Origin of the sequence: Scandinavium tedordense (assembly GCF_024764965.1) — a bacterium.
Taxonomy (GTDB): Bacteria; Pseudomonadota; Gammaproteobacteria; order Enterobacterales; family Enterobacteriaceae; genus Scandinavium; species Scandinavium tedordense.
The window spans coordinates 556767-576462 of sequence record NZ_JALIGG010000057.1 but is presented as its reverse complement, the minus strand read 5'-3'; the positions used below and the strand labels follow the sequence as shown (position 1 = coordinate 576462).

At 54.7% G+C, this 19696-nt stretch carries 15 protein-coding genes; 10 read left to right on the top strand and 5 right to left on the bottom strand.

Annotation, left to right across the window (positions count from 1 at the left end; translation table 11 throughout):
- Nucleotides 1–42 precede the first annotated feature (42 nt).
- Nucleotides 43–261 (top strand): translation initiation factor IF-1, encoded by a 219-nt coding sequence (gene infA / locus MUU46_RS18685; RefSeq protein ID WP_002211347.1) that lies wholly within the window; start codon nucleotides 43–45, stop codon nucleotides 259–261.
- Nucleotides 262–563: 302 nt separating this feature from the next.
- Complete coding sequence (locus MUU46_RS18680) at nucleotides 564–2408, top strand: tyrosine-protein phosphatase (protein WP_258966310.1); 1845 nt, start codon at nucleotides 564–566, stop codon at nucleotides 2406–2408.
- A 91-nt stretch (nucleotides 2409–2499) separates the two neighbouring features.
- Here MUU46_RS18680 and clpA read toward each other — a convergent pair whose 3' ends face one another.
- Both clpA and clpS read right to left on the bottom strand, forming a co-directional pair.
- The gene (clpA, locus tag MUU46_RS18675; RefSeq protein ID WP_159753807.1) at nucleotides 2500–4776 is read right to left on the bottom strand and encodes an ATP-dependent Clp protease ATP-binding subunit ClpA; all 2277 of its coding nucleotides are present in this window, start codon (nucleotides 4774–4776) and stop codon (nucleotides 2500–2502) included.
- A 30-nt stretch (nucleotides 4777–4806) separates the two neighbouring features.
- On the bottom strand, nucleotides 4807–5127 hold the full coding sequence (gene clpS, locus MUU46_RS18670; protein ID WP_159753810.1) for an ATP-dependent Clp protease adapter ClpS: 321 nt from the start codon (nucleotides 5125–5127) through the stop codon (nucleotides 4807–4809).
- 335 nt (nucleotides 5128–5462) lie between these two features.
- Here clpS and cspD point away from each other — a divergent pair, with 335 nt between their 5' ends.
- Complete coding sequence (cspD, locus tag MUU46_RS18665) at nucleotides 5463–5699, top strand: cold shock-like protein CspD (RefSeq protein ID WP_159753813.1); 237 nt, start codon at nucleotides 5463–5465, stop codon at nucleotides 5697–5699.
- Nucleotides 5700–5818: 119 nt separating this feature from the next.
- Here the strand turns inward: cspD and macB are convergent, their stop codons facing one another.
- Entirely contained in the window at nucleotides 5819–7762 is a 1944-nt protein-coding gene (gene macB, locus MUU46_RS18660) for a macrolide ABC transporter ATP-binding protein/permease MacB (RefSeq protein WP_258966309.1), read from the bottom strand.
- Complete coding sequence (macA, locus tag MUU46_RS18655) at nucleotides 7759–8874, bottom strand: macrolide transporter subunit MacA (protein ID WP_258966308.1); 1116 nt, start codon at nucleotides 8872–8874, stop codon at nucleotides 7759–7761. The genes macB and macA overlap by 4 nt, the downstream gene beginning before the upstream one ends.
- A 149-nt stretch (nucleotides 8875–9023) precedes the next feature.
- Between macA and MUU46_RS18650 the strand changes: the two genes are divergently transcribed.
- Nucleotides 9024–9980, top strand: a complete 957-nt coding sequence (locus tag MUU46_RS18650) for a VirK/YbjX family protein (RefSeq protein ID WP_258966307.1) — start codon at nucleotides 9024–9026, stop codon at nucleotides 9978–9980.
- Here the strand turns inward: MUU46_RS18650 and MUU46_RS18645 are convergent.
- The gene (locus tag MUU46_RS18645; protein ID WP_258966306.1) at nucleotides 9977–11635 is read right to left on the bottom strand and encodes an ATP-dependent endonuclease; all 1659 of its coding nucleotides are present in this window, start codon (nucleotides 11633–11635) and stop codon (nucleotides 9977–9979) included. The two genes, MUU46_RS18650 and MUU46_RS18645, sit on opposite strands and share 4 nt — an antisense overlap.
- Before the next feature lie 400 nt (nucleotides 11636–12035).
- Here MUU46_RS18645 and aqpZ point away from each other — a divergent pair, with 400 nt between their 5' ends.
- From aqpZ to ltaE, 6 genes are all read left to right on the top strand, one after another.
- Nucleotides 12036–12731, top strand: a complete 696-nt coding sequence (gene aqpZ, locus MUU46_RS18640; protein WP_159753828.1) for an aquaporin Z — start codon at nucleotides 12036–12038, stop codon at nucleotides 12729–12731.
- A gap of 125 nt (nucleotides 12732–12856) precedes the next feature.
- Nucleotides 12857–13756: a LysO family transporter gene (locus MUU46_RS18635; RefSeq protein WP_159753830.1), complete on the top strand. Its 900-nt coding sequence runs from the start codon at nucleotides 12857–12859 to the stop codon at nucleotides 13754–13756.
- Between the two features lie 145 nt (nucleotides 13757–13901).
- On the top strand, nucleotides 13902–15554 hold the full coding sequence (gene hcp, locus MUU46_RS18630; RefSeq protein ID WP_258966305.1) for a hydroxylamine reductase: 1653 nt from the start codon (nucleotides 13902–13904) through the stop codon (nucleotides 15552–15554).
- A 10-nt stretch (nucleotides 15555–15564) separates the two neighbouring features.
- The gene (hcr, locus tag MUU46_RS18625; RefSeq protein ID WP_258966304.1) at nucleotides 15565–16533 is read left to right on the top strand and encodes an NADH oxidoreductase; all 969 of its coding nucleotides are present in this window, start codon (nucleotides 15565–15567) and stop codon (nucleotides 16531–16533) included.
- Nucleotides 16534–16863: 330 nt separating this feature from the next.
- Nucleotides 16864–18582, top strand: a complete 1719-nt coding sequence (poxB, locus tag MUU46_RS18620) for a ubiquinone-dependent pyruvate dehydrogenase (protein WP_258966303.1) — start codon at nucleotides 16864–16866, stop codon at nucleotides 18580–18582.
- Between the two features lie 38 nt (nucleotides 18583–18620).
- Entirely contained in the window at nucleotides 18621–19625 is a 1005-nt protein-coding gene (gene ltaE / locus MUU46_RS18615; protein WP_258966302.1) for a low-specificity L-threonine aldolase, read from the top strand.
- Nucleotides 19626–19696: the final 71 nt, after the last annotated feature.

Genomic DNA, 19696 nt, shown 5'->3' with positions numbered 1-19696 from the left:
TGCCGGTTCAAAACTATGGTAGTGATACCCCCCGAGGACTAGATGGCCAAAGAAGACAATATTGAAATGCAGGGTACCGTTCTCGATACGTTACCTAACACCATGTTCCGCGTAGAGCTTGAAAACGGGCACGTGGTAACTGCGCATATCTCCGGTAAAATGCGTAAAAACTACATCCGCATTCTTACGGGCGACAAAGTGACTGTTGAGCTGACCCCGTACGACCTGAGCAAAGGCCGCATTGTCTTCCGTAGTCGCTGATTGACCTCATGCCGAAAGGCAAGTAGTACGCTGAAAGGCCAGGATAATTCCTGGCCTTTTTCATTACCCCGCATTAGCGACAAGGCAATACTTGATGATCACCCATCAAAATCATAACGTGTTGTTATGATTTAATTTATTTCATCATGCAATTAACATTTTTGAAATAAAACATTCACAATCAATTTCTATAATCCGCTCCCTGTTAACATCTAATGGCAAGGAGTGGTGTTTTGATTTCTTCAGTTCGGCCTCTGGCTATGTGTATCTTTCTGGCATGCTCGGTTGCACACGCAGACGACATGTCCCTCTCCACCCCGCGCCTTGCGGGAATCGATAATTTCCGCGACGTCGCCGGGATTACTCATCCCTACCACACCGCCAATGATGGCGTGATGCGTGCGGGAGTCTTTTACCGCTCCAATGCCCTGACACCTCAACGCAACGATCTCGCTGTTCTGGAACAACTTAAGGTCACAACGGTTATTGATTTGCGCTCCCCTGCGGAAGTCGCTGCACTCGCTGATACGCTGCCAGCTAACAGCAACTATGTGAATGTCGACCTGATTGGCAATAACGGCGCATTTGTTATCGACCTCAGTAAAATGACGACCAACGATGTTGACAGGATGATGGAAGATGGCGAACGCAGTTTCGTCACCACAGCATATGCCCGTCAGGGGTTAGGTGAGGTCTTCCGTGAACTCGCCAACGCCGACGAGGCGGCGCTGTTTCACTGCACCGCGGGAAAAGACCGGACTGGTTGGGTGAGCGCGGTATTGCAAACTATCGCGGGCGTGGATCATGACGATATCGTGGCGAATTACGTAGCCACTAATGACTACACCGCCACCCGGGTCAATGCCACGTTGGCGGCACTTCCCGCCTCAATGCGCGACACCTATGGCGCACTGATGGGCGTGCGCGCAAACTGGTTACAAGCCGGATTGGATCAGGTGATCGCCAGCTACGGCTCGATGGATAATTACCTGAAAGACGGATTGGGTCTTGATCAGGCGACGATTTATGTTCTGCGTGGAAAAATGGTGCGCTATCTCACTCTGCCAGCGCAAAGCGAATTCAAAGGGAATGCCGCCGAAGGCGCAGCAATGCTGAATGCCTTGCAGGCGTCGCCACTTTCAGGCCGTTATACCGCATATAACTATTTCCTCCAGAGCGCTATCGACCAAGGAACGCTGGCCGGTATTGAGGAGCAAGTTGGTGGCCAGGTTCACGCCGATGCCAGCAGCTACTTACTGCGTCAGCCTTCACGTTTGTATGACTCCCTCGCACCGGTTATTTCCGGTCAAGGCATGCAGAATGAGCAGTCGCTGGTGTGGTTGCAGGGGCAGTCCGGTTATTTGGAAACCGATGCCAGCAACGAGGCCCGCTCCAGCAATGAACACACCAATGGTGCGATGGTCGGCGCAACCTACCGCTTTAGCGACCGCAGCGCAGCCAACGGCGGCATAGGTTACAGCCACGGCTCCGTTTCTGCCGCCGGCGGCGATGTGAAAACAAATACTACCCAGACCAGCCTCGGTGCACGCTTTGCATTGAATTCACTCGATGAAGGCCTGTGGTTCGGGATTCAGGGCAGCGCGGGCTATATCGATTACCAGAGCGACCGCCATTTAGGCAGTGGCTTAGGTACCGCGCAGGGCGATACTCAGGGGGGATATTACAGCGGTCGCGCATCCCTCGGCTGGCTCGCCAATACCGGGATGCTGAGCCTGACGCCGGCCATTGGTGTACAAGTCACCCATTTGAATATCGACAGTTTCAAAGAAACCGGTAGTGAACTGGCGCTGGACATGGCGGGCGTCAACGATACCCAAACCAGCCTGACCACAGATTTAGGCATTAATATTCTGTCGCAGGCAGTGGGCAGCTGGTCACTGACACCAGGAATTGCGTTAGGCTACGAGCGGATGCTGAATGACGCATCCACCAACAGCCATGGCACGCTATATGGCATCGGTGTGGACCAAACCTCTGCCTATGGCAGTAAGAACCTCTACAAGGCAGGCATACAACTCCGCGCTCAGTACCATAACGTGACAGTCAGCACCCGAGTGAACTATCTGACGGCCGATACGCACAGTGATGGCGTTTCCGGCTTGCTGGACGTCGCTGTCGCATTTTAAGATCCAGACGTAAAAAAACCGGGCTATCTCCCGGTTTCGTATTTTGACATTTTCCGTTGCCCGATGACGCTTTCGCGTATCGGGCTTACAGCTAATGTGCGGCTTCCGGCTTGCGTTTCTGCGCGGCCTGGAAGTCATAGGTCAGCGCGTTGGCGTCGGTATCGAGCGCTACGGTGACCTGACCTCCGTCCACCAACGAGCCAAACAGCAGTTCGTTGGCGAGCGGTTTCTTCAGGTTGTCCTGAATCACACGCACCATTGGACGCGCGCCCATCGCTCGATCGTAGCCTTTTTCTGCCAGCCAGTCACGGGCCTCCTGACTCACTTCCAGTGACACACCTTTCTGATCCAACTGCACCTGTAGTTCAACAATAAACTTGTCGACAACCTGATGGATGACATCCGTTGACAGGTGATCGAACCAGATGATGTTGTCCAGACGGTTACGGAATTCCGGCGTGAAGATTTTTTTGATCTCTTCCATCGCATCGGTGCTGTTATCCTGATGGATCAGGCCGATAGATTTACGCTCAGTTTCACGTACGCCGGCGTTGGTGGTCATCACCAGCACCACATTACGGAAGTCTGCTTTGCGGCCGTTGTTATCGGTCAGCGTGCCGTTGTCCATTACCTGCAATAGCAGGTTAAAGACATCCGGGTGCGCTTTTTCGATTTCATCCAGCAGCAGTACTGCGTGTGGATGCTTGATGACCGCATCTGTCAGCAGACCGCCCTGATCAAAGCCCACGTAGCCCGGAGGCGCACCAATCAGGCGACTCACCGTGTGGCGTTCCATGTACTCCGACATATCGAAACGCAGCAGCTCAATGCCGAGCGCCTTCGACAGTTGAACGGTCACCTCGGTTTTACCGACCCCGGTTGGCCCCGCGAACAGGAAAGAACCGACAGGCTTATGATCCTGGCCCAGGCCTGCACGGCTCATCTTGATGGCTTCGGTTAACGCCTCAATGGCTTTATCCTGACCAAAGACCAGCATTTTCAGGCGATCGCCGAGGTTTCTCAGCGTGTCGCGGTCGCTCTGAGAAACGCTCTTCTCAGGGATACGCGCGATACGGGCCACCACGGTTTCAATATCCGCAACGTTGATCGTTTTCTTGCGCTTGCTGACCGGCATCAGACGCGCACGCGCACCCGCTTCGTCGATCACATCAATCGCTTTATCCGGCAAATGACGATCGTTAATGTATTTCACCGCCAGCTCCACCGCCGCACGCACCGCTTTCGCGGTATAACGCACGTCGTGGTGCGCTTCGTACTTCGGCTTCAGGCCGTTAATGATTTGAACGGTTTCTTCAACCGACGGCTCAGTGATATCGATTTTCTGGAAGCGACGTGCCAGCGCACGGTCTTTTTCGAAAATGTTGCTGAATTCCTGATACGTCGTGGAACCAATCACCCGAATTTTGCCGCTGGAAAGCAGCGGTTTAATCAAGTTCGCCGCATCAACCTGGCCGCCAGACGCTGCACCCGCACCGATAATGGTGTGGATCTCGTCAATAAACAGGATGCTGTTGGTATCCTGCTCCAGCTGTTTGAGCAGCGCTTTAAAGCGTTTTTCAAAATCTCCGCGATATTTGGTGCCCGCCAGCAGCGAGCCAATATCCAGCGAGTAAAGGGTGCAATCGGCAATCACTTCCGGCACGTCGCCCTGCACAATGCGCCAGGCAAGACCTTCCGCAATCGCGGTTTTACCGACGCCGGACTCACCGACCAGCAGCGGGTTATTTTTACGTCGACGGCACAGAACCTGTATGGCACGCTCCAGCTCTTTATCGCGGCCAATCAGCGGGTCAATGCCGCCTACGCGAGCAAGCTGATTTAAATTGGTGGTGAAGTTTTCCATACGATCCTCCCCGCCTGCTTGCTCTTCAGTGTTCGGTTGGCTTCCGGAATCGGAAGACTGGCTCGGCTCGTCTTTACGGGTGCCGTGGGAGATGAAGTTCACCACATCGAGACGGCTCACTTCATGTTTGCGCAGCAGATAGGCCGCCTGGGACTCCTGCTCGCTGAAGATGGCGACCAGCACATTCGCACCAGTGACTTCGCTACGGCCGGACGATTGAACGTGGAATACGGCACGCTGTAATACGCGCTGGAAGCTGAGCGTCGGCTGAGTGTCGCGCTCTTCTTCGCTGGCTGGCAGTACCGGCGTGGTCTGTTCGATGAAGGCTTCGAGTTCCTGACGCAGCGCCACCAGATCCACGGAGCAGGCTTCCAGCGCTTCGCGGGCAGATGGGTTGCTGAGCAGAGCCAGCAACAGATGCTCGACGGTCATAAACTCATGACGGTGCTCGCGCGCTCTGGCGAAAGCCATATTTAAACTGAGTTCCAGTTCTTGATTGAGCATAGGCACCTCCCCCAATTTGAATGCCTGAAATCAGGCCTGTTCCAGCGTACACAACAACGGATGTTCGTTTTCCTTAGCGTACGTGTTCACCATCGCAACTTTGGTTTCAGCAACTTCGGCAGTAAACACGCCGCAAATCGCTTTCCCCTGATAGTGAACGGCGAGCATCAATTGCGTTGCACGTTCTACATCATAAGAAAAGAATTTCTGTAACACGTCAATAACAAACTCCATTGGCGTGTAATCATCATTGAGCAATATCACTTTATACATCGACGGCGGCTGTAGCGCGTCGCGTACTTTGTCTTCTGCAAGCTGGTCAAAATCCAGCCAATCACGCGTCTTACCCATTATCAGTGTTCATCTTTGGTTGCCGCTCCGGCAGGAAACATCCCGTCGGCTTCCCAGAGCGAGTTCATTTGACTCTACAGTAAAGCGTAGATAACTATCCTCTATTACTGCCATTCGCTATTCCTGCTAACGCGACTTTTGTCACATTCCTTGCAATAGCGTTAACTGCTTCAAATTTTGGTGAATTTTTCACCTAACTTCGCTATCTGCCGCTTGACGCGATGCCTGATTTATCTAAATTGTACAGGCGAGAGTTGGCGAGGTTTTGAACAACCCGCCGATTTCACCACCGGTTCTTTCCATCTGAATATAAGATTCTCGAAGGATGTCGATGTATGGAAATGGGTACTGTTAAGTGGTTCAACAATGCAAAAGGGTTCGGTTTTATCTGCCCTGAAGGCGGCGGCGAAGATATCTTCGCGCATTACTCTACCATCCAGATGGATGGCTACAGAACGTTAAAAGCCGGACAAGCCGTTCGGTTTGATGTCCATCAAGGGCCAAAAGGCAATCACGCCAGCGTCATCGTTCCGGTCGAAGCTGAAGAAGCTGAAATTGCCGCGGTTGCCTAGCCTTTAGCTCCATTGTGTACATGCTGCCCTCAAAATGCCAGTCTCCGTGACTGGCATTTTTTATATGTCACCTTCCGAGCCGCCTCGATGTAACTCGAATGATTTTTTGTATATACCCACTATTCCCGTGCCAGGGCATCCACCGGATCAAGCCGGGCTGCATTTCGCGCCGGTAACCAGCCAAACAGAACGCCGGTCAGGGTAGAACAGATAAACGCCATCAGCAGTGCCAACGGGGAGAAACCGATACCCCAGTCGGGCAAAAACAGCTGCAAGGTAAAGGCGATAATCAGCGATAAACTGACGCCCAATGCGCCACCCACCAGACACACCAGCACTGCTTCAATCAAAAACTGTTGCAGCACATCACTGGCGCGTGCACCAACCGCCATGCGGATCCCGATTTCACGGGTGCGTTCTGTCACCGATACCAGCATGATATTCATCACTCCGATGCCGCCCACCACTAGCGAGATTATCGCCACCAGCGTTAAGAACAACTGTAGTGTATGTGTGGTCCGCTCAGCCGTTTTCAAGATACTGTCCATATTCCAGGTGAAGAAATCTTTCTTCCCATGGCGCAGACTCAGCAAGCGCGTAAGCTGCTGGTCAGCCAACGTGCTGTCATAGCCTTCGTTCACGCGGACCGTTATCGAATTCAACCATGACTGGCCGATCACCCGGCCCGCCATCGTGGTGTACGGCAGCCAGACACGGAGAATTTTACTGCTGCCAAACATCCCCTGTTTTTCATCCGCTACACCAATAATAGTGGCAGGCATATTGCCAACCAGGATGATTTCACCCACCACATTCGCTTTGTTCGGGAACAGTTGGCGTCGGGTATTACCGTCAAGTACCACGACCTGAGCCCGACCATTCAGCTGCACGTCATTGAAGGTGTTCCCTTCGCTGAAGGTCATGCCGTAAACGCTAAAATACTGCGCGCCCACACCTTCTACACTGGACGAAACGTCGGTATTGCCCACGCGTAAACGCAGGCTTTTCGACACTGCTGGCGTGGCAGAACCCACCCAGGATTGCTTCTGAATTGCCAGCAGATCGTCATACTTGAGCGCCTGCTGATATTGCGGATCGTCATCGCCGAAATCTTTGCCGGGATACACATCAATGGTGTTGGTACCGATCGCGCGGATATCCGCCAGTACCATCTGCTTGGCGGCATCGCCCACAACCACAATCGATACCACCGAGGTGATGCCGATAATTATCCCGAGCATCGTTAACAACGTGCGCATTTTATTGGCCGCTAACGCTCGCCAGGCCATGGCCAGCGCCTCGCGAAAGCCGCTGATGAACTGCCGCCAGCCGGAAAGTTCACCGGTTACCGCGACGTTTGACGCAGCTGAAAGCGCTATTTTTGCAGGCGGATCGCTAATGATTTCACCGTCGCGAATTTCGATGATGCGCTCCGCCTGCGCCGCTACCGTCGGGTCGTGGGTGACGATAATCACCGTATGCCCTTGGGATTTGAGCTGATGCAGAATCGCCATCACCTCTTCGCCGGAATGGGTGTCGAGCGCCCCGGTCGGTTCATCGGCCAGAATCACCTGCCCGCCGTTCATCAGCGCGCGGGCGATACTCACGCGTTGCTGCTGGCCGCCGGAGAGCTGCGAAGGTTGATAATCCACGCGGTCGCCCAACCCCAGACGCTGCAAAAGCTGCTGCGCCCGCTCAAGTCGCCGTTTGCGTTCGGTACCTGCATACACCGCAGGCACCTCCACGTTTTGCACCGCCGTCAGGTGTGACAGCAAATGATATCGCTGGAAGATAAAGCCAAAATGTTCACGACGCAGTCGCGCCAGAGCATCTCCGTCGAGCGTCGCGACGTCCGTGCCCGCCACCCGATAGGCCCCGCTAGTCGGCTTATCGAGGCAGCCGAGAATGTTCATCAGCGTCGATTTACCGGAGCCGGACGCGCCGACAATCGCCACCATTTCACCCGCATGAATGCTGAGCGTAATCCCTTTCAGGACCTCAACGCTCTGGTCACCGGAAGGATAACTGCGACGAATATGGCTGAGCTCCAGCAGCGCCGTCATTTCGCTGCCCCAGGTTTGCCCTCGCCGATAATGACTTCATCGCCCTCTTCCAGGCCTTTTACGACTTCCACATCGGTGTCGTTCCGCGAACCCAGGGTGATTTCTCGTTCTTTGACTTCACCGTTACGCAGCAAGCGTACCTTGTAACGGTTGTCTCCCGTCGCATCGCCCAGCGCGGAAAGCGGAATACTCAACACATTGTTTACGCCCGAAAGTTGGATATGCACCTGGGCCGTCATTTCCAGACGCAGCACGCCTTTCGGGTTTGGCACTTCAAAACGCGCGTAATAGAAAATAGCGTCATTGACCTTTTCCGGGGTCGGCAGAATGTCTTTCAGCGTACCTTCGTATCGGGTCAGCGGATCGCCCAGCACCGTAAACCAGGCTTTCTGACCTGGTTTGAGATGAATCACGTCGGCCTCGGACACCTGGGCTTTAACCAGCATGGTGCGGAGATCGGCCAGAGTCAGAATGTTAGGTGCCTGCTGGGCCGCGATCACCGTCTGGCCTTGCAGCGTGGTGATTTGCGTCACTTCTCCCGCCATTGGCGCCAGAATACGCGTATAGTCGAGATTGGTTTTGGCGGTGTCCAGGGTCGCCTGATTGCGCTTAATTTGCGCATCAATGGTGCCAATCTGCGCCTCTTTTACCGCCACGTCCGTCGCGGTAGTATCCAAATCCTGCTGTGAAATAAGCTTTGTTTTGGCCAATTGCTGGTTACGTGCGTAGGTCACCTGCGCCAGCTTACGTTCAGCCAGCGCCTGTAAGCGCTGCGCGCGCAGCTCCATCAGCGTCGCTTCCACCTCTTTAATTTGGTTTTGCGCCTGCTCAGGGTCGATGACCCCTAATAGCTGGTCTTTCTTCACCTTGTCGCCAATTGCTACCGACAGCGTGTTCAACTGCCCGCTCACCTGCGCGCCGACGTCGACTTTACGCACCGCGTCCAGCTTCCCGGTCGCCAGTACGCTCTGTTGCAGGTCACCCTTGCGGACAATCAACGTTTGATAGCTCGGCAGTGGCGCATTCAACGTCCGCCATAACCAGAACCCCGCCAGCAGCACCACGATGGTGAGAACCAAGTAAACTTTTTTGCCCTTTCCCTTCAGCTTCATAAAAATCCTACGTGTTTATCTTCTGCCGTTGATTGTATCTAAACATTTCCTCAACGAAACCTCTCTTTTCTGGCTACTACCAGGCCGTTGTCCCTGCGTTGAGAAACGCGTTGTTAAATTCGATTTTTCACTCCGGCAAGGTGTCCCGAATGTCACTCAACGCAGAACTTTCTTATTCAGAACAACTGAACCTCAAAACTGGCTGGCAACTGTTTCGGCTGTTGAGTAGCGGCCAACTGATGCCGGGTCTGGCCTGGAAAAATCCAGCCTACCGCCGCAAGTTTATGCTGCGTTCTTTGGCGACGCCATTCAGCACTGCCGCATTACTATCACGCCTTGCACAACAACCGCAATTGCTGGACATGCTGCACGTCCAGCCTGGCCTGCCGTGTCGTTTGCACCGTCCGTGGCTGTCGATGAACATGCCGCGCCAGAATGCCACCTCGGCGCTGATGGCGCATTATCAGATAATGGCTCAGCATCTGCCGGTTCAGGTGATGAATGTCTGGCTCAGCCGCCGGGGCGTGACGCTCGCCACCCTCACCGGGCGCGACGAAAAGATGTTCAATATCCGTCTGCTTTCGGACGCGTTTCTCGATAAAGAAGGTGAAGCCACGCTGGTGTTTACCGATGCAGACAATACCGTGCTGGCAGAATTAACCTTTACGCTGTGCCCATTTGACGGCAAGCGGACGCTGTATATTGGTGGAATGCAGGGCGCGAAATCACACGTTCCGCACGAGCTGATTCAGGCTGCCACCAAATCGTGTAACGGCCTGTTTCCGAAACGCCTGCTGGTCGAAGCGGCGATGATCCTCGGCCAGAAAATGAACGTGGAGATGATTCGCGCGGTGAGCAACGAAACACACATCTATCGCAGCGTGCGTTATCGCCGGAAAAAGCAGGACAAGCTGCATGCGGATTACAACAACTTCTGGGAATCGCTCGGCGGTAATGTAGACGATAACGGCGATTATTTGCTGCCGCTAACTATGCCACGTAAGCCGATGGAAGATATCGCCAGCAAGAAGCGTTCGGAATACCGCCGTCGCTATGAACTGCTCGACGGCCTGCAAACGCAGACCGCCAGAGTGTGCCAGCGTTAATCTGCTCGCCCGCGTGCCAGCCACAGCACGCGGGAAAACATCTTGCGCAGCAGACTCGGCACGGCTTCGACACCCCGCCGCCCGGCTTCCATCGCCACTTCTATCGCCAAATCCGGTTTTGATGAGCGGTGAATCGCTTTGATTATCACCCGCCGCATATTCATCTGCACGCCGTCCGGAATTTGCGCCACCCGGTGATACACGTTGTCAAACCCCTGACGGTACATGAAGTGCTCCATATCCAGCGCCGGAAGCGTAGTGAGGTGATGCCGCTCAAGCTCCCGATCGTTATTCAGCAAGCCGCGCACCGTTGCCGCATATTTTTTCCCTGCTTCGTCGCCGTCGACTAACACGTGCCATTCAATGCCCATCCGCCGGGCAAATTTAATCAGCGGTTTGAGGCCTGACTGCGCGAATTCAATCACCTTAATCCCTTCGGCATCAAAGTGGTGCCCACATTGGCGCGCCAGTTCGTTGATAACCCACGTTTCCGTTTCGCCTTCCACCAGCAGCCAGCAACGCGAAAAGAGAGACGAGGCGCGATTAAAGCGGATGTGAAACGCGATGCGCCGCCCGTCTTCTGCGCTCAGGCCATCCGGCCCAAGACGCCAGGTGGCGACGCGCGAGGATTCGCGCACCAGACGGCAGACGTGCTCCACCGGCGTCATCGACAGTAATTCACCGGAGTTCGTGGTCGTAATGCGCTGGAGCGGCAACAGGTTCAGCAGATTCCATGCCACCGACAACATGATCGGATGCAGCCGCGTTTCAGGATCTTCCACCAGCAGCAGCGGTCGCGCGTCTTTATCGAGTCGCACCGTGCCTTTTGCCTGTAATAACGTGGAAAACAGCCCCAGTAAAATCACCCGATGGCTGCGCCCGCCCGGCTTGTCGATCATCCGGTTGATAATGTCCAGGTAGCGCCAACTGCGCTGTTCGTCATGGGAGCGGCGGCGCATCAGTCGGTGACGCGAATCGGCGGTACCCTGCTCGGAAAAATAATGCTCCAGCAATTGCACCATCGCCGATAGTCCCTGGCGGATCTGCCCATCGGACAAATTTTGCGGGCTACTCACCAGTTCACGGGAGAGAAAATCGAGCTGTCGGGCGGTAATTTCGACGTCAGGCACATTGGGCACCGTACCGTTACGAATCCGGCGCATAAATCGGGCGTCACGCAGACGCAGCACCGGCATCAGCCGCACCAGATGCCCTGCCCGGGCATCAATATCGTGCAGCGGCAACGCGTGCCCTTCCCCATCAATAAAGCTGCGCAGGGTCATCACCGTGTCGTCTTCCGCCAGCTCACCCTCGAGGCGATAGTGGATACGCTGATAGCCATCGTGCGAGGGCACCCAACACGGCTCCAGCGGGCGATAGCGCCGCACGCAATGGCGGCCGGGCTCCAGCTCGCGGAAGGTCAGAATAATATGCAGATGATGTTCGCGTCCCTGAACGTCTCCCGGGGGAAACCAGAAATCGTCGCGGACGAAGTGATAAAGCTCAGACTCTGGTGATAGTAATAGGGTCAGCGCATCCAGCAGGCTGGATTTACCCCAGGCGTTCTCACCGATTAATACGTTGTTCTGTTCCAGCATCAACGACAACCGGTTGATACCCCGAAAGCCCACAATCTCCACTCTTTCGAGAAGCATACGCCCTCCACCTGAAAACTTCCCTTTCGTTAACAGCAGTATAGCGGCAGGACTTGCGTGGTGATAGCCGAAGAAAAGTAATGTTATGACAAATAATGTCCGTGACTTTTTCGCTGCGAAACAAATAACCCCACAATTAATCACGGTTAGGAATAGATTTAATTTTAATCGAGATCTACATGGCAAAAATTAAACTATACTCAAATCAACTCAACCACGTACAAGGAATGACCAGACATTAACTTAAATCAATATTAGCGGCTTTATTTAACTGGTTAAGGGGTAGCGTTAGTTCTTAAAATAACGGTTCTTTAATTATGTCGTCTTCCCCTTGTGGCGATAAATAATGTCCGGTGCAGTAATAACTGATACCGACACTGTTATTTTTTTTGAGGTGGTTATGTTTAGAAAACTGGCTGCAGAATGCTTTGGTACATTCTGGCTTGTATTTGGTGGTTGTGGTAGTGCTGTGCTGGCGGCAGGTTTCCCGGAATTAGGCATTGGTTTCGCGGGCGTTGCGCTGGCATTTGGTTTAACCGTACTGACGATGGCCTATGCTGTGGGTCATATTTCTGGTGGTCACTTCAACCCAGCAGTCACTTTAGGTCTGTGGGCTGGCGGTCGTTTCCCGACTAAAGATATTCTGGGTTATATCATTGCTCAGGTTATTGGCGGCATTATTGCAGCAGCGGTGCTTTATCTCGTTGCCAGCGGTAAAACCGGTTTTGACGCGGCGGCAAGTGGTTTCGCCTCGAACGGTTACGGCGAGCATTCACCGGATGGCTATTCCATGCTGTCCGCTATCGTGATTGAAATCGTATTGACCTGTGGCTTCCTGCTGGTGATTCACGGTGCAACTGATAAACGTGCACCGGCCGGTTTCGCACCAATCGCTATCGGTCTGGCACTGACCCTGATCCACCTGATCAGCATTCCGGTAACCAACACCTCTGTTAACCCGGCACGTAGCACCGCGGTTGCTATCTTCCAGGGTGGTTGGGCACTGCAGCAGCTGTGGCTGTTCTGGGTAATGCCAATCATCGGCGGTATCCTCGGCGGCGTGCTGTATCGCACCCTGCTGGAAAAACGCGACTAATTCGCGACTGCGTTCCCTGAAGGCCCGGCATTGCCGGGCCTTTTCTTTTTTTGGCAGCTTTACTCCCTCCCGCTCTTTCGGTAGTGTCAGGTGCGCTTTTTACACACAAAAGGACCGTGCCGTTCATGTTTTCGGGATTGCTTATTATTCTTGTGCCGCTGGTGGCGGGTTATCTCATCCCTCTGCGCCATCGTCATGCGCTGCAGTGGATTAATCGTCTGCTGAGCTGGATTGTTTACGTTATTCTCTTTTTCATGGGCATCAGCCTGGCGTTTCTGGATAATCTGGCCAGTAATCTGCTTGCCATATTTCATTATTCTGCCGTCAGCATTGTGGTTATTCTGCTGTGCAATATTATTGCCCTGCTGTGGCTCGAACGCACCCTTCCCTGGCGCCACAACCATCAACAGGAAAAATTGCCCTCACGTATTGCAATGGCAATGGAATCATTACAGCTGTGCGGCGTGGTATTACTGGGCTTTCTTCTGGGTCTCACCGGCTGGCCCATTTTGCATCACGCCACCGAAGCCAGCGAATATACCCTGATCTTCCTTTTATTCCTGATTGGCATTCAGCTTCGCAATAATGGAATGACTCTCAAGCAGATTGTACTTAATCGCCGGGGAATGATGGTCGCCGTGGTGGTGGTCCTGAGTTCACTGGCAGGCGGCGTGATTAATGCCCTTATTCTTGGCCTGCCGATAAAAACCGGTCTGGCAATGGCGTCGGGCTTCGGCTGGTATTCGCTGTCCGGTATTTTGCTGACCGAATCATACGGCCCGGTGATTGGCAGCGCCGCCTTCTTTAACGACCTGGCGCGCGAGCTTATCGCCATTATGCTTATTCCCGGCCTGGTATTACGGCACCGTTCGACGGCGCTCGGGCTGTGTGGCGCGACGTCGATGGACTTTACGCTGCCGGTATTACAACGCTCCGGCGGCCTGGAAATAGTCCCTGCGGCTATCGTTCACGGCTTTATTCTGAGCCTGCTGGTTCCACTGCTGATAGCACTTTTTTCCGCGTAATACCCCCAAGGCGGTAGCCTTCGCTGCCGCCAAAATTGCGTTAAATCAATCTCCCTGTAAGTTGCCCGACATATCCCTTTTCAGCGCTTTCGCACAGGCTTACCCTTAAACATGTATTTATAATATAACTTATAAAGGTGTGATTATGTTCTGTGTGCAATGTGAACAAACCATTCGTACCCCGGCCGGTAACGGCTGCGCTTATGCTCAAGGTATGTGCGGCAAAACCGCGCAAACCTCTGACCTTCAGGATTTGCTGATCGCCACACTCCAAGGGCTTTCAGCCTGGGCGGTCAAAGCCCGCGAATTCGGTATCATCAGTCATGAAGTCGACAGCTTCGCCCCACGCGCCTTTTTCTCGACGCTGACCAACGTGAATTTCGATTCCCCACGTATCGTCGGCTATGCGCGCGAAGCCATCGCTCTGCGAGAGGCGCTCAAAGCACAGTGTCTGGCGAAAGACGCCAGCGCCGCCGTCGATAACCCGATGGCCGGATTGCAACTGGTCAGCGACGACCTCGGTGATCTACAGCGCCAGGCCGAAATGTTCACCCCAAATAAAGACAAAGCCGCCATCGGCGACAACATTCTTGGCCTGCGCCTGCTGTGCCTGTACGGCTTGAAAGGCGCGGCGGCTTACATGGAACATGCCCACGTGCTTGGCCAGTACGACAACGACATCTACGCGCAATACCATAAAATTATGGCCTGGCTCGGCACTTGGCCTGCGGACCTGAACACCCTGCTGGAATGTTCGATGGAAATCGGCCAGATGAACTTCAAGGTGATGAGCATTCTCGACGCCGGTGAAACCAATGCCTACGGTCATCCGACCCCAACGCAGGTCAACGTGAAAACGGTGGCGGGCAAAGCGATTCTGATTTCCGGCCACGACCTGAAAGACCTGTACAACCTGCTGCTACAAACCGAAGGGACCGGCGTGAACGTCTATACCCACGGCGAAATGCTGCCCGCGCACGGTTACCCGGAACTGCGTAAATTCAAGCATCTGGTCGGGAACTACGGCAGCGGCTGGCAGAATCAGCAGGTAGAATTTGCCCGGTTCCCTGGGCCAGTGTTGATGACCTCCAACTGCATTATCGACCCAACGGTCGGGGATTATGACCAGCGCATCTGGACGCGCAGTATCGTTGGTTGGCCGAACGTCAGCCATCTCGAAGGCGACGATTTCACGCCGGTTATCGAACAGGCCCAGCAACTGGCAGGGTTCCCGTACGACGAAATTGAACACCTGATCACCGTCGGTTTCGGTCGTCAGACCCTGCTCGGCGCGGCGGATACGCTGATCGACCTGGTCAGCCGTAAAAAACTGCGCCATATATTCCTTGTCGGCGGTTGCGATGGCGAGCGCACCGAGCGCAGCTACTTTACCGATTTCGCCACCAGCGTGCCGGACGACTGCCTGGTAATGACCCTCGCCTGCGGTAAATACCGTTTCAACAAACTGGATTTCGGAGACATTGAAGGTCTGCCACGTCTGGTAGATGCCGGGCAGTGTAACGACGCCTACTCGGCAATCATTTTGGCGGTCACGTTGGCAGAAAAACTCGGCTGCGGCGTGAACGACCTGCCGCTGTCGCTGATGCTCTCATGGTTCGAGCAGAAAGCGATCGTCATTCTGCTGACGCTGCTCTCTCTCGGCGTGAAAAACATCGTCACCGGGCCGACCGCGCCGGGCTTCCTGACTCCAGATTTGCTGGCTATCCTGAACGAGAAATTTGGCCTGCGTGCCATTACCACCGTCGAGCAGGATTTACAGCAGATGCTGTGCGCATAAGGAGCAGAACATGACCATGCCCACTCCTCAGTGCCCGTGGCGGATGCAGGTGCATCATATCAGGCAGGAAACACCGGATGTGTGGACGCTATCGCTGCTGTGTCACGATGCTTATCCGTATCGTGCCGGGCAATACGCACTGGTGAGCATCCGTGGCGCCTCGGATACGCTACGCGCTTATACGCTATCGTCCACACCGGGCGTGAGCGAATTCATCACCCTCACCGTGCGCCGCATTGACGATGGCGCAGGCTCTGAGTGGCTGACCCGTGATATCAAACGCGGCGACTATCTGTGGCTGTCCGATGCGCAGGGGGAATTCACCTGCGACGATCAACCTGCCGATAAACTGCTACTCCTGGCGGCAGGCTGCGGCGTCACGCCAGTGATGTCGATGCGTCGCTGGCTGGCAAAAAATCGCCCTGACGCTGACGTGCAGGTGATCTTCAGTGTCCGTTCGCCGGAAGATGTCATTTTTGCCGACGAGTGGCGGCATTATCCGGTCACAATGGTGGCGGAAAACAATGCCGTGCACGGCTTTGTCGCTGGACGGTTAAGCCAGGCTATTCTTGAAAGCGTGCCGGATCTGGCAGCGCGGACGGTAATGACCTGTGGACCTGCGCCGTATATGGAGTGGGTGGAAGAAAACGTGAAGCTGCTCGGTGTAACGCGTTTCTACAAAGAGAAATTCTTCACACCAGTAGCAAAAGCCGCCACCAGTGGGATGAAATTCACCAAACTACAACCGGCGAAAGAATTTTACGCGCCGGTTGGCACCACGCTTCTGGAGGCACTGGAAAGCAATACGGTGCCGGTGAATGCCGCCTGCCGCGCAGGCGTGTGCGGGAGCTGTAAAACGCAGGTGATCAGTGGGGAGTACACTGTCACCAGCACCATGACTCTGACCGAAGAAGAACAGAAACAGGGCTATGTGCTGGCCTGTTCCTGTCATCCTCAGGGCGATTTAGTGCTCGCCTGATAAAAACCCTTCGCCCGGTGGCCTTGCGCGCACCGGGCATATTCACTCACTTTTCCCTAATACGTATGCCCTGCCCCAGGCACACCATCACCAGCGAGCCGACGACCAGACGTAACAGAAGTTTACCGAGGTAATCCCCGTACATGTTTGTCGCCCATCCATTAACAATGATCTAACCCTCTGACGTTATTCCTCATTTTCCCTGTATTCAATCCAGATCACGCCGAAGAATTAGACAAATAAGCCCATTAAAGGTAGGGATTTCGCCGGGCACACCAGTGAGTTTCATCTAAGCTTGTAAGCGGTATCACAAAAAGGAGAAGGAAACCCATGAAACAAACCGTTGCGGCCTATATCGCAAAAACTTTTGAACAAGCCGGGGTAAAACGAATTTGGGGTGTCACCGGAGACTCCCTCAATGGGCTCAGTGACAGTCTTAACAAAATGGGCACCATTGAGTGGATGCCCACTCGCCATGAAGAGGTAGCGGCATTCGCTGCGGGTGCAGAAGCCCAGCTCACCGGCGAACTGGCGGTCTGTGCAGGCTCCTGCGGACCTGGCAATCTGCATCTGATTAACGGTCTGTTTGACTGCCATCGCAACCACGTGCCAGTGGTCGCCATCGCCGCCCACATTCCGTCGAGCGAAATCGGCAGCGGTTATTTCCAGGAAACCCATCCGCAGGAGCTGTTCCGCGAATGCAGCCACTATTGCGAACTGGTCTCTTCACCCGAACAAATCCCGCAGGTGCTGGCGATTGCGATGCGCAAAGCGGTGCTCAACCGTGGCGTTTCAGTGGTGGTGCTACCCGGCGATGTGGCGCTGAAACCCGCGCCGGAAAGCGCCAGCTCCCATTGGTATCACGCCCCGCAGCCGGTAGTGGTGCCGGAAATGGAAGAGCTGCGCAAGCTCGCCCAACTGCTGCGTTACTCCAGCAATATTGCGTTGTTGTGCGGCAGCGGCTGCGCCGGGGCGCATAAAGAGCTGCTGGAGTTTGCCGGCAAGCTGAAATCGCCGATTGTCCACGCCATGCGCGGTAAAGAGCACATCGAATACGATAACCCGTACGATGTCGGAATGACTGGCCTGATCGGTTTCTCATCCGGTTTCCACACCATGATGAACGCCGACACGCTGGTGCTGCTCGGCACCCAATTCCCTTATCGCCCGTTCTACCCGGCCGATGCCAAAATTATTCAAATAGACATTAATCCGGCCAGCATTGGCGCACACAGCAAAGTGGATATGGCGCTCATCGGCGATATCAAAGCCACACTCGCCACCCTGACGCCGCTGCTGGAGGAGAAAACCGATCGCGCGTTCCTCGACAAAGCGATAGAACACTATCGCGATGCGCGGAAAGGGCTCGATGATTTAGCCAAACCGAGTGAGAAAGCTATTCACCCGCAGTACCTGGCGCAGCAAATCAGCCATTTCGCCGACGATGACGCCATTTTCACCTGCGATGTCGGCACGCCAACCGTGTGGGCCGCGCGTTACCTGAAAATGAACGGCAAGCGCCGTCTGCTCGGTTCGTTCAACCACGGATCGATGGCCAATGCCATGCCGCAGGCGCTCGGTGCAAAGGCCACCATGCCGGACCGTCAGGTAGTCGCGATGTGCGGTGACGGCGGTTTTAGCATGCTGATGGGGGATTTCCTCTCCGTGGCGCAGCTCAAACTGCCGCTGAAAATCGTGGTCTTCAACAACAGCGTGCTCGGCTTTGTGGCGATGGAAATGAAGGCTGGCGGTTACATGACCGACGGCACCGAACTGCACGACACCAACTTCGCTAATATCGCTGAAGCCTGCGGTATCACCGGGATACGCGTCGAAAAATCGGCAGATCTCGATGACGCGCTACAGCGAGCATTCAGTATCGACGGGCCGGTATTGGTCGACGTCGTTGTCGCGAAAGACGAACTCGCCATTCCACCGCAAATCAAACTCGAACAGGCCAAGGGATTCAGCCTGTATATGTTGCGCGCGATCATCAGTGGGCGCGGCGATGAAGTTATCGAACTGGCGAAAACCAACTGGCTCAGGTAAAAAGAGAGGCATAACCCTGATGCAAAAAAGGAAATGCCGTGATCGATTTACGTAGTGATACCGTCACCCGCCCTGGGCGCGCCATGCTGGAACAGATGATGGCCGCCCCGGTCGGGGATGATGTGTACGGGGATGACCCGACCGTTAATGAACTGCAACGCTACGCGGCAGAGCTCGGCGGCAAAGAAGCTGCCTTGTTTCTGCCGACCGGCACCCAGGCGAACCTGGTGGCGCTGTTGAGCCATTGCGAACGCGGCGAAGAGTACATCGTGGGTCAGGGTGCACATAACTATCTGTATGAGGCGGGCGGTGCTGCGGTATTGGGCAGCATCCAGCCGCAGCCGATTGATGCCGCCAGCGACGCAACTCTGCCGCTCGACAAAGTCGCGGCGAAAATCAAAGCCGATGACATTCACTTTGCACGCACCAAACTATTGAGCCTCGAAAACACGCATAACGGCAAAGTGCTGCCACGCGAATATCTGAAAGACGCATGGCAGTTCACCCGCGAGCGTGGGCTTGCCCTGCACGTTGACGGCGCACGCATCTTCAACGCCATCGTGGCATACGGCTGTGAGCTGAAAGACGTCACCCAATATTGCGATTCCTTCACCATCTGCCTGTCCAAAGGGTTGGGCACGCCGGTTGGCTCCCTGCTGGTCGGCAACGCGGATTACATCAAGCGCGCGAACCGCTGGCGTAAAATGACCGGCGGCGGGATGCGTCAGGCCGGCATTCTGGCGGCGGCAGGTCTGTATGCGCTGAAAAATAATGTTCAACGTTTGCAGGATGATCACGACAATGCCGCGTGGATGGCTGAAAAGCTGAAAGAAATTGGCGCTGATGTGATGCGTCACGACACCAACATGCTGTTCGTGCGCGTTGGGGAAGAAAATGCGGCCGCGCTCGGCGAGCATATGCGCGCCAATGGCGTGCTGATCAACGCCTCACCGATTGTGCGCCTGGTGATGCACCTGGATGTGGATCGCCAGAAACTGGCTGACGTCGTCGGCCATTGGAAATCATTTTTAAGCTCTACATAATTCAAGGCGCAGACAGGCGGCAAGGGCATGAATGCCCAGGAGCTTACTTGTGTAAGTGACTGGGGTCAGCA

What these genes read in the sequence shown, in the direction of transcription:
- macB (WP_258966309.1), bottom strand. Translation starts at nt 7,762, where the DNA reads ATGACGGCGCTGCTGGAGCTCAGCCATATTCGTCGCAGTTATCCTTCC.
- infA (WP_002211347.1), top strand. Translation starts at nt 43, where the DNA reads ATGGCCAAAGAAGACAATATTGAAATGCAGGGTACCGTTCTCGATACG.
- cspD (WP_159753813.1), top strand. Translation starts at nt 5,463, where the DNA reads ATGGAAATGGGTACTGTTAAGTGGTTCAACAATGCAAAAGGGTTCGGT.
- MUU46_RS18645 (WP_258966306.1), bottom strand. Translation starts at nt 11,635, where the DNA reads ATGCTTCTCGAAAGAGTGGAGATTGTGGGCTTTCGGGGTATCAACCGG.
- MUU46_RS18650 (WP_258966307.1), top strand. Translation starts at nt 9,024, where the DNA reads ATGTCACTCAACGCAGAACTTTCTTATTCAGAACAACTGAACCTCAAA.
- clpA (WP_159753807.1), bottom strand. Translation starts at nt 4,776, where the DNA reads ATGCTCAATCAAGAACTGGAACTCAGTTTAAATATGGCTTTCGCCAGA.
- macA (WP_258966308.1), bottom strand. Translation starts at nt 8,874, where the DNA reads ATGAAGCTGAAGGGAAAGGGCAAAAAAGTTTACTTGGTTCTCACCATC.
- aqpZ (WP_159753828.1), top strand. Translation starts at nt 12,036, where the DNA reads ATGTTTAGAAAACTGGCTGCAGAATGCTTTGGTACATTCTGGCTTGTA.
- clpS (WP_159753810.1), bottom strand. Translation starts at nt 5,127, where the DNA reads ATGGGTAAGACGCGTGATTGGCTGGATTTTGACCAGCTTGCAGAAGAC.
- MUU46_RS18635 (WP_159753830.1), top strand. Translation starts at nt 12,857, where the DNA reads ATGTTTTCGGGATTGCTTATTATTCTTGTGCCGCTGGTGGCGGGTTAT.
- hcp (WP_258966305.1), top strand. Translation starts at nt 13,902, where the DNA reads ATGTTCTGTGTGCAATGTGAACAAACCATTCGTACCCCGGCCGGTAAC.
- poxB (WP_258966303.1), top strand. Translation starts at nt 16,864, where the DNA reads ATGAAACAAACCGTTGCGGCCTATATCGCAAAAACTTTTGAACAAGCC.
- hcr (WP_258966304.1), top strand. Translation starts at nt 15,565, where the DNA reads ATGACCATGCCCACTCCTCAGTGCCCGTGGCGGATGCAGGTGCATCAT.
- MUU46_RS18680 (WP_258966310.1), top strand. Translation starts at nt 564, where the DNA reads ATGTCCCTCTCCACCCCGCGCCTTGCGGGAATCGATAATTTCCGCGAC.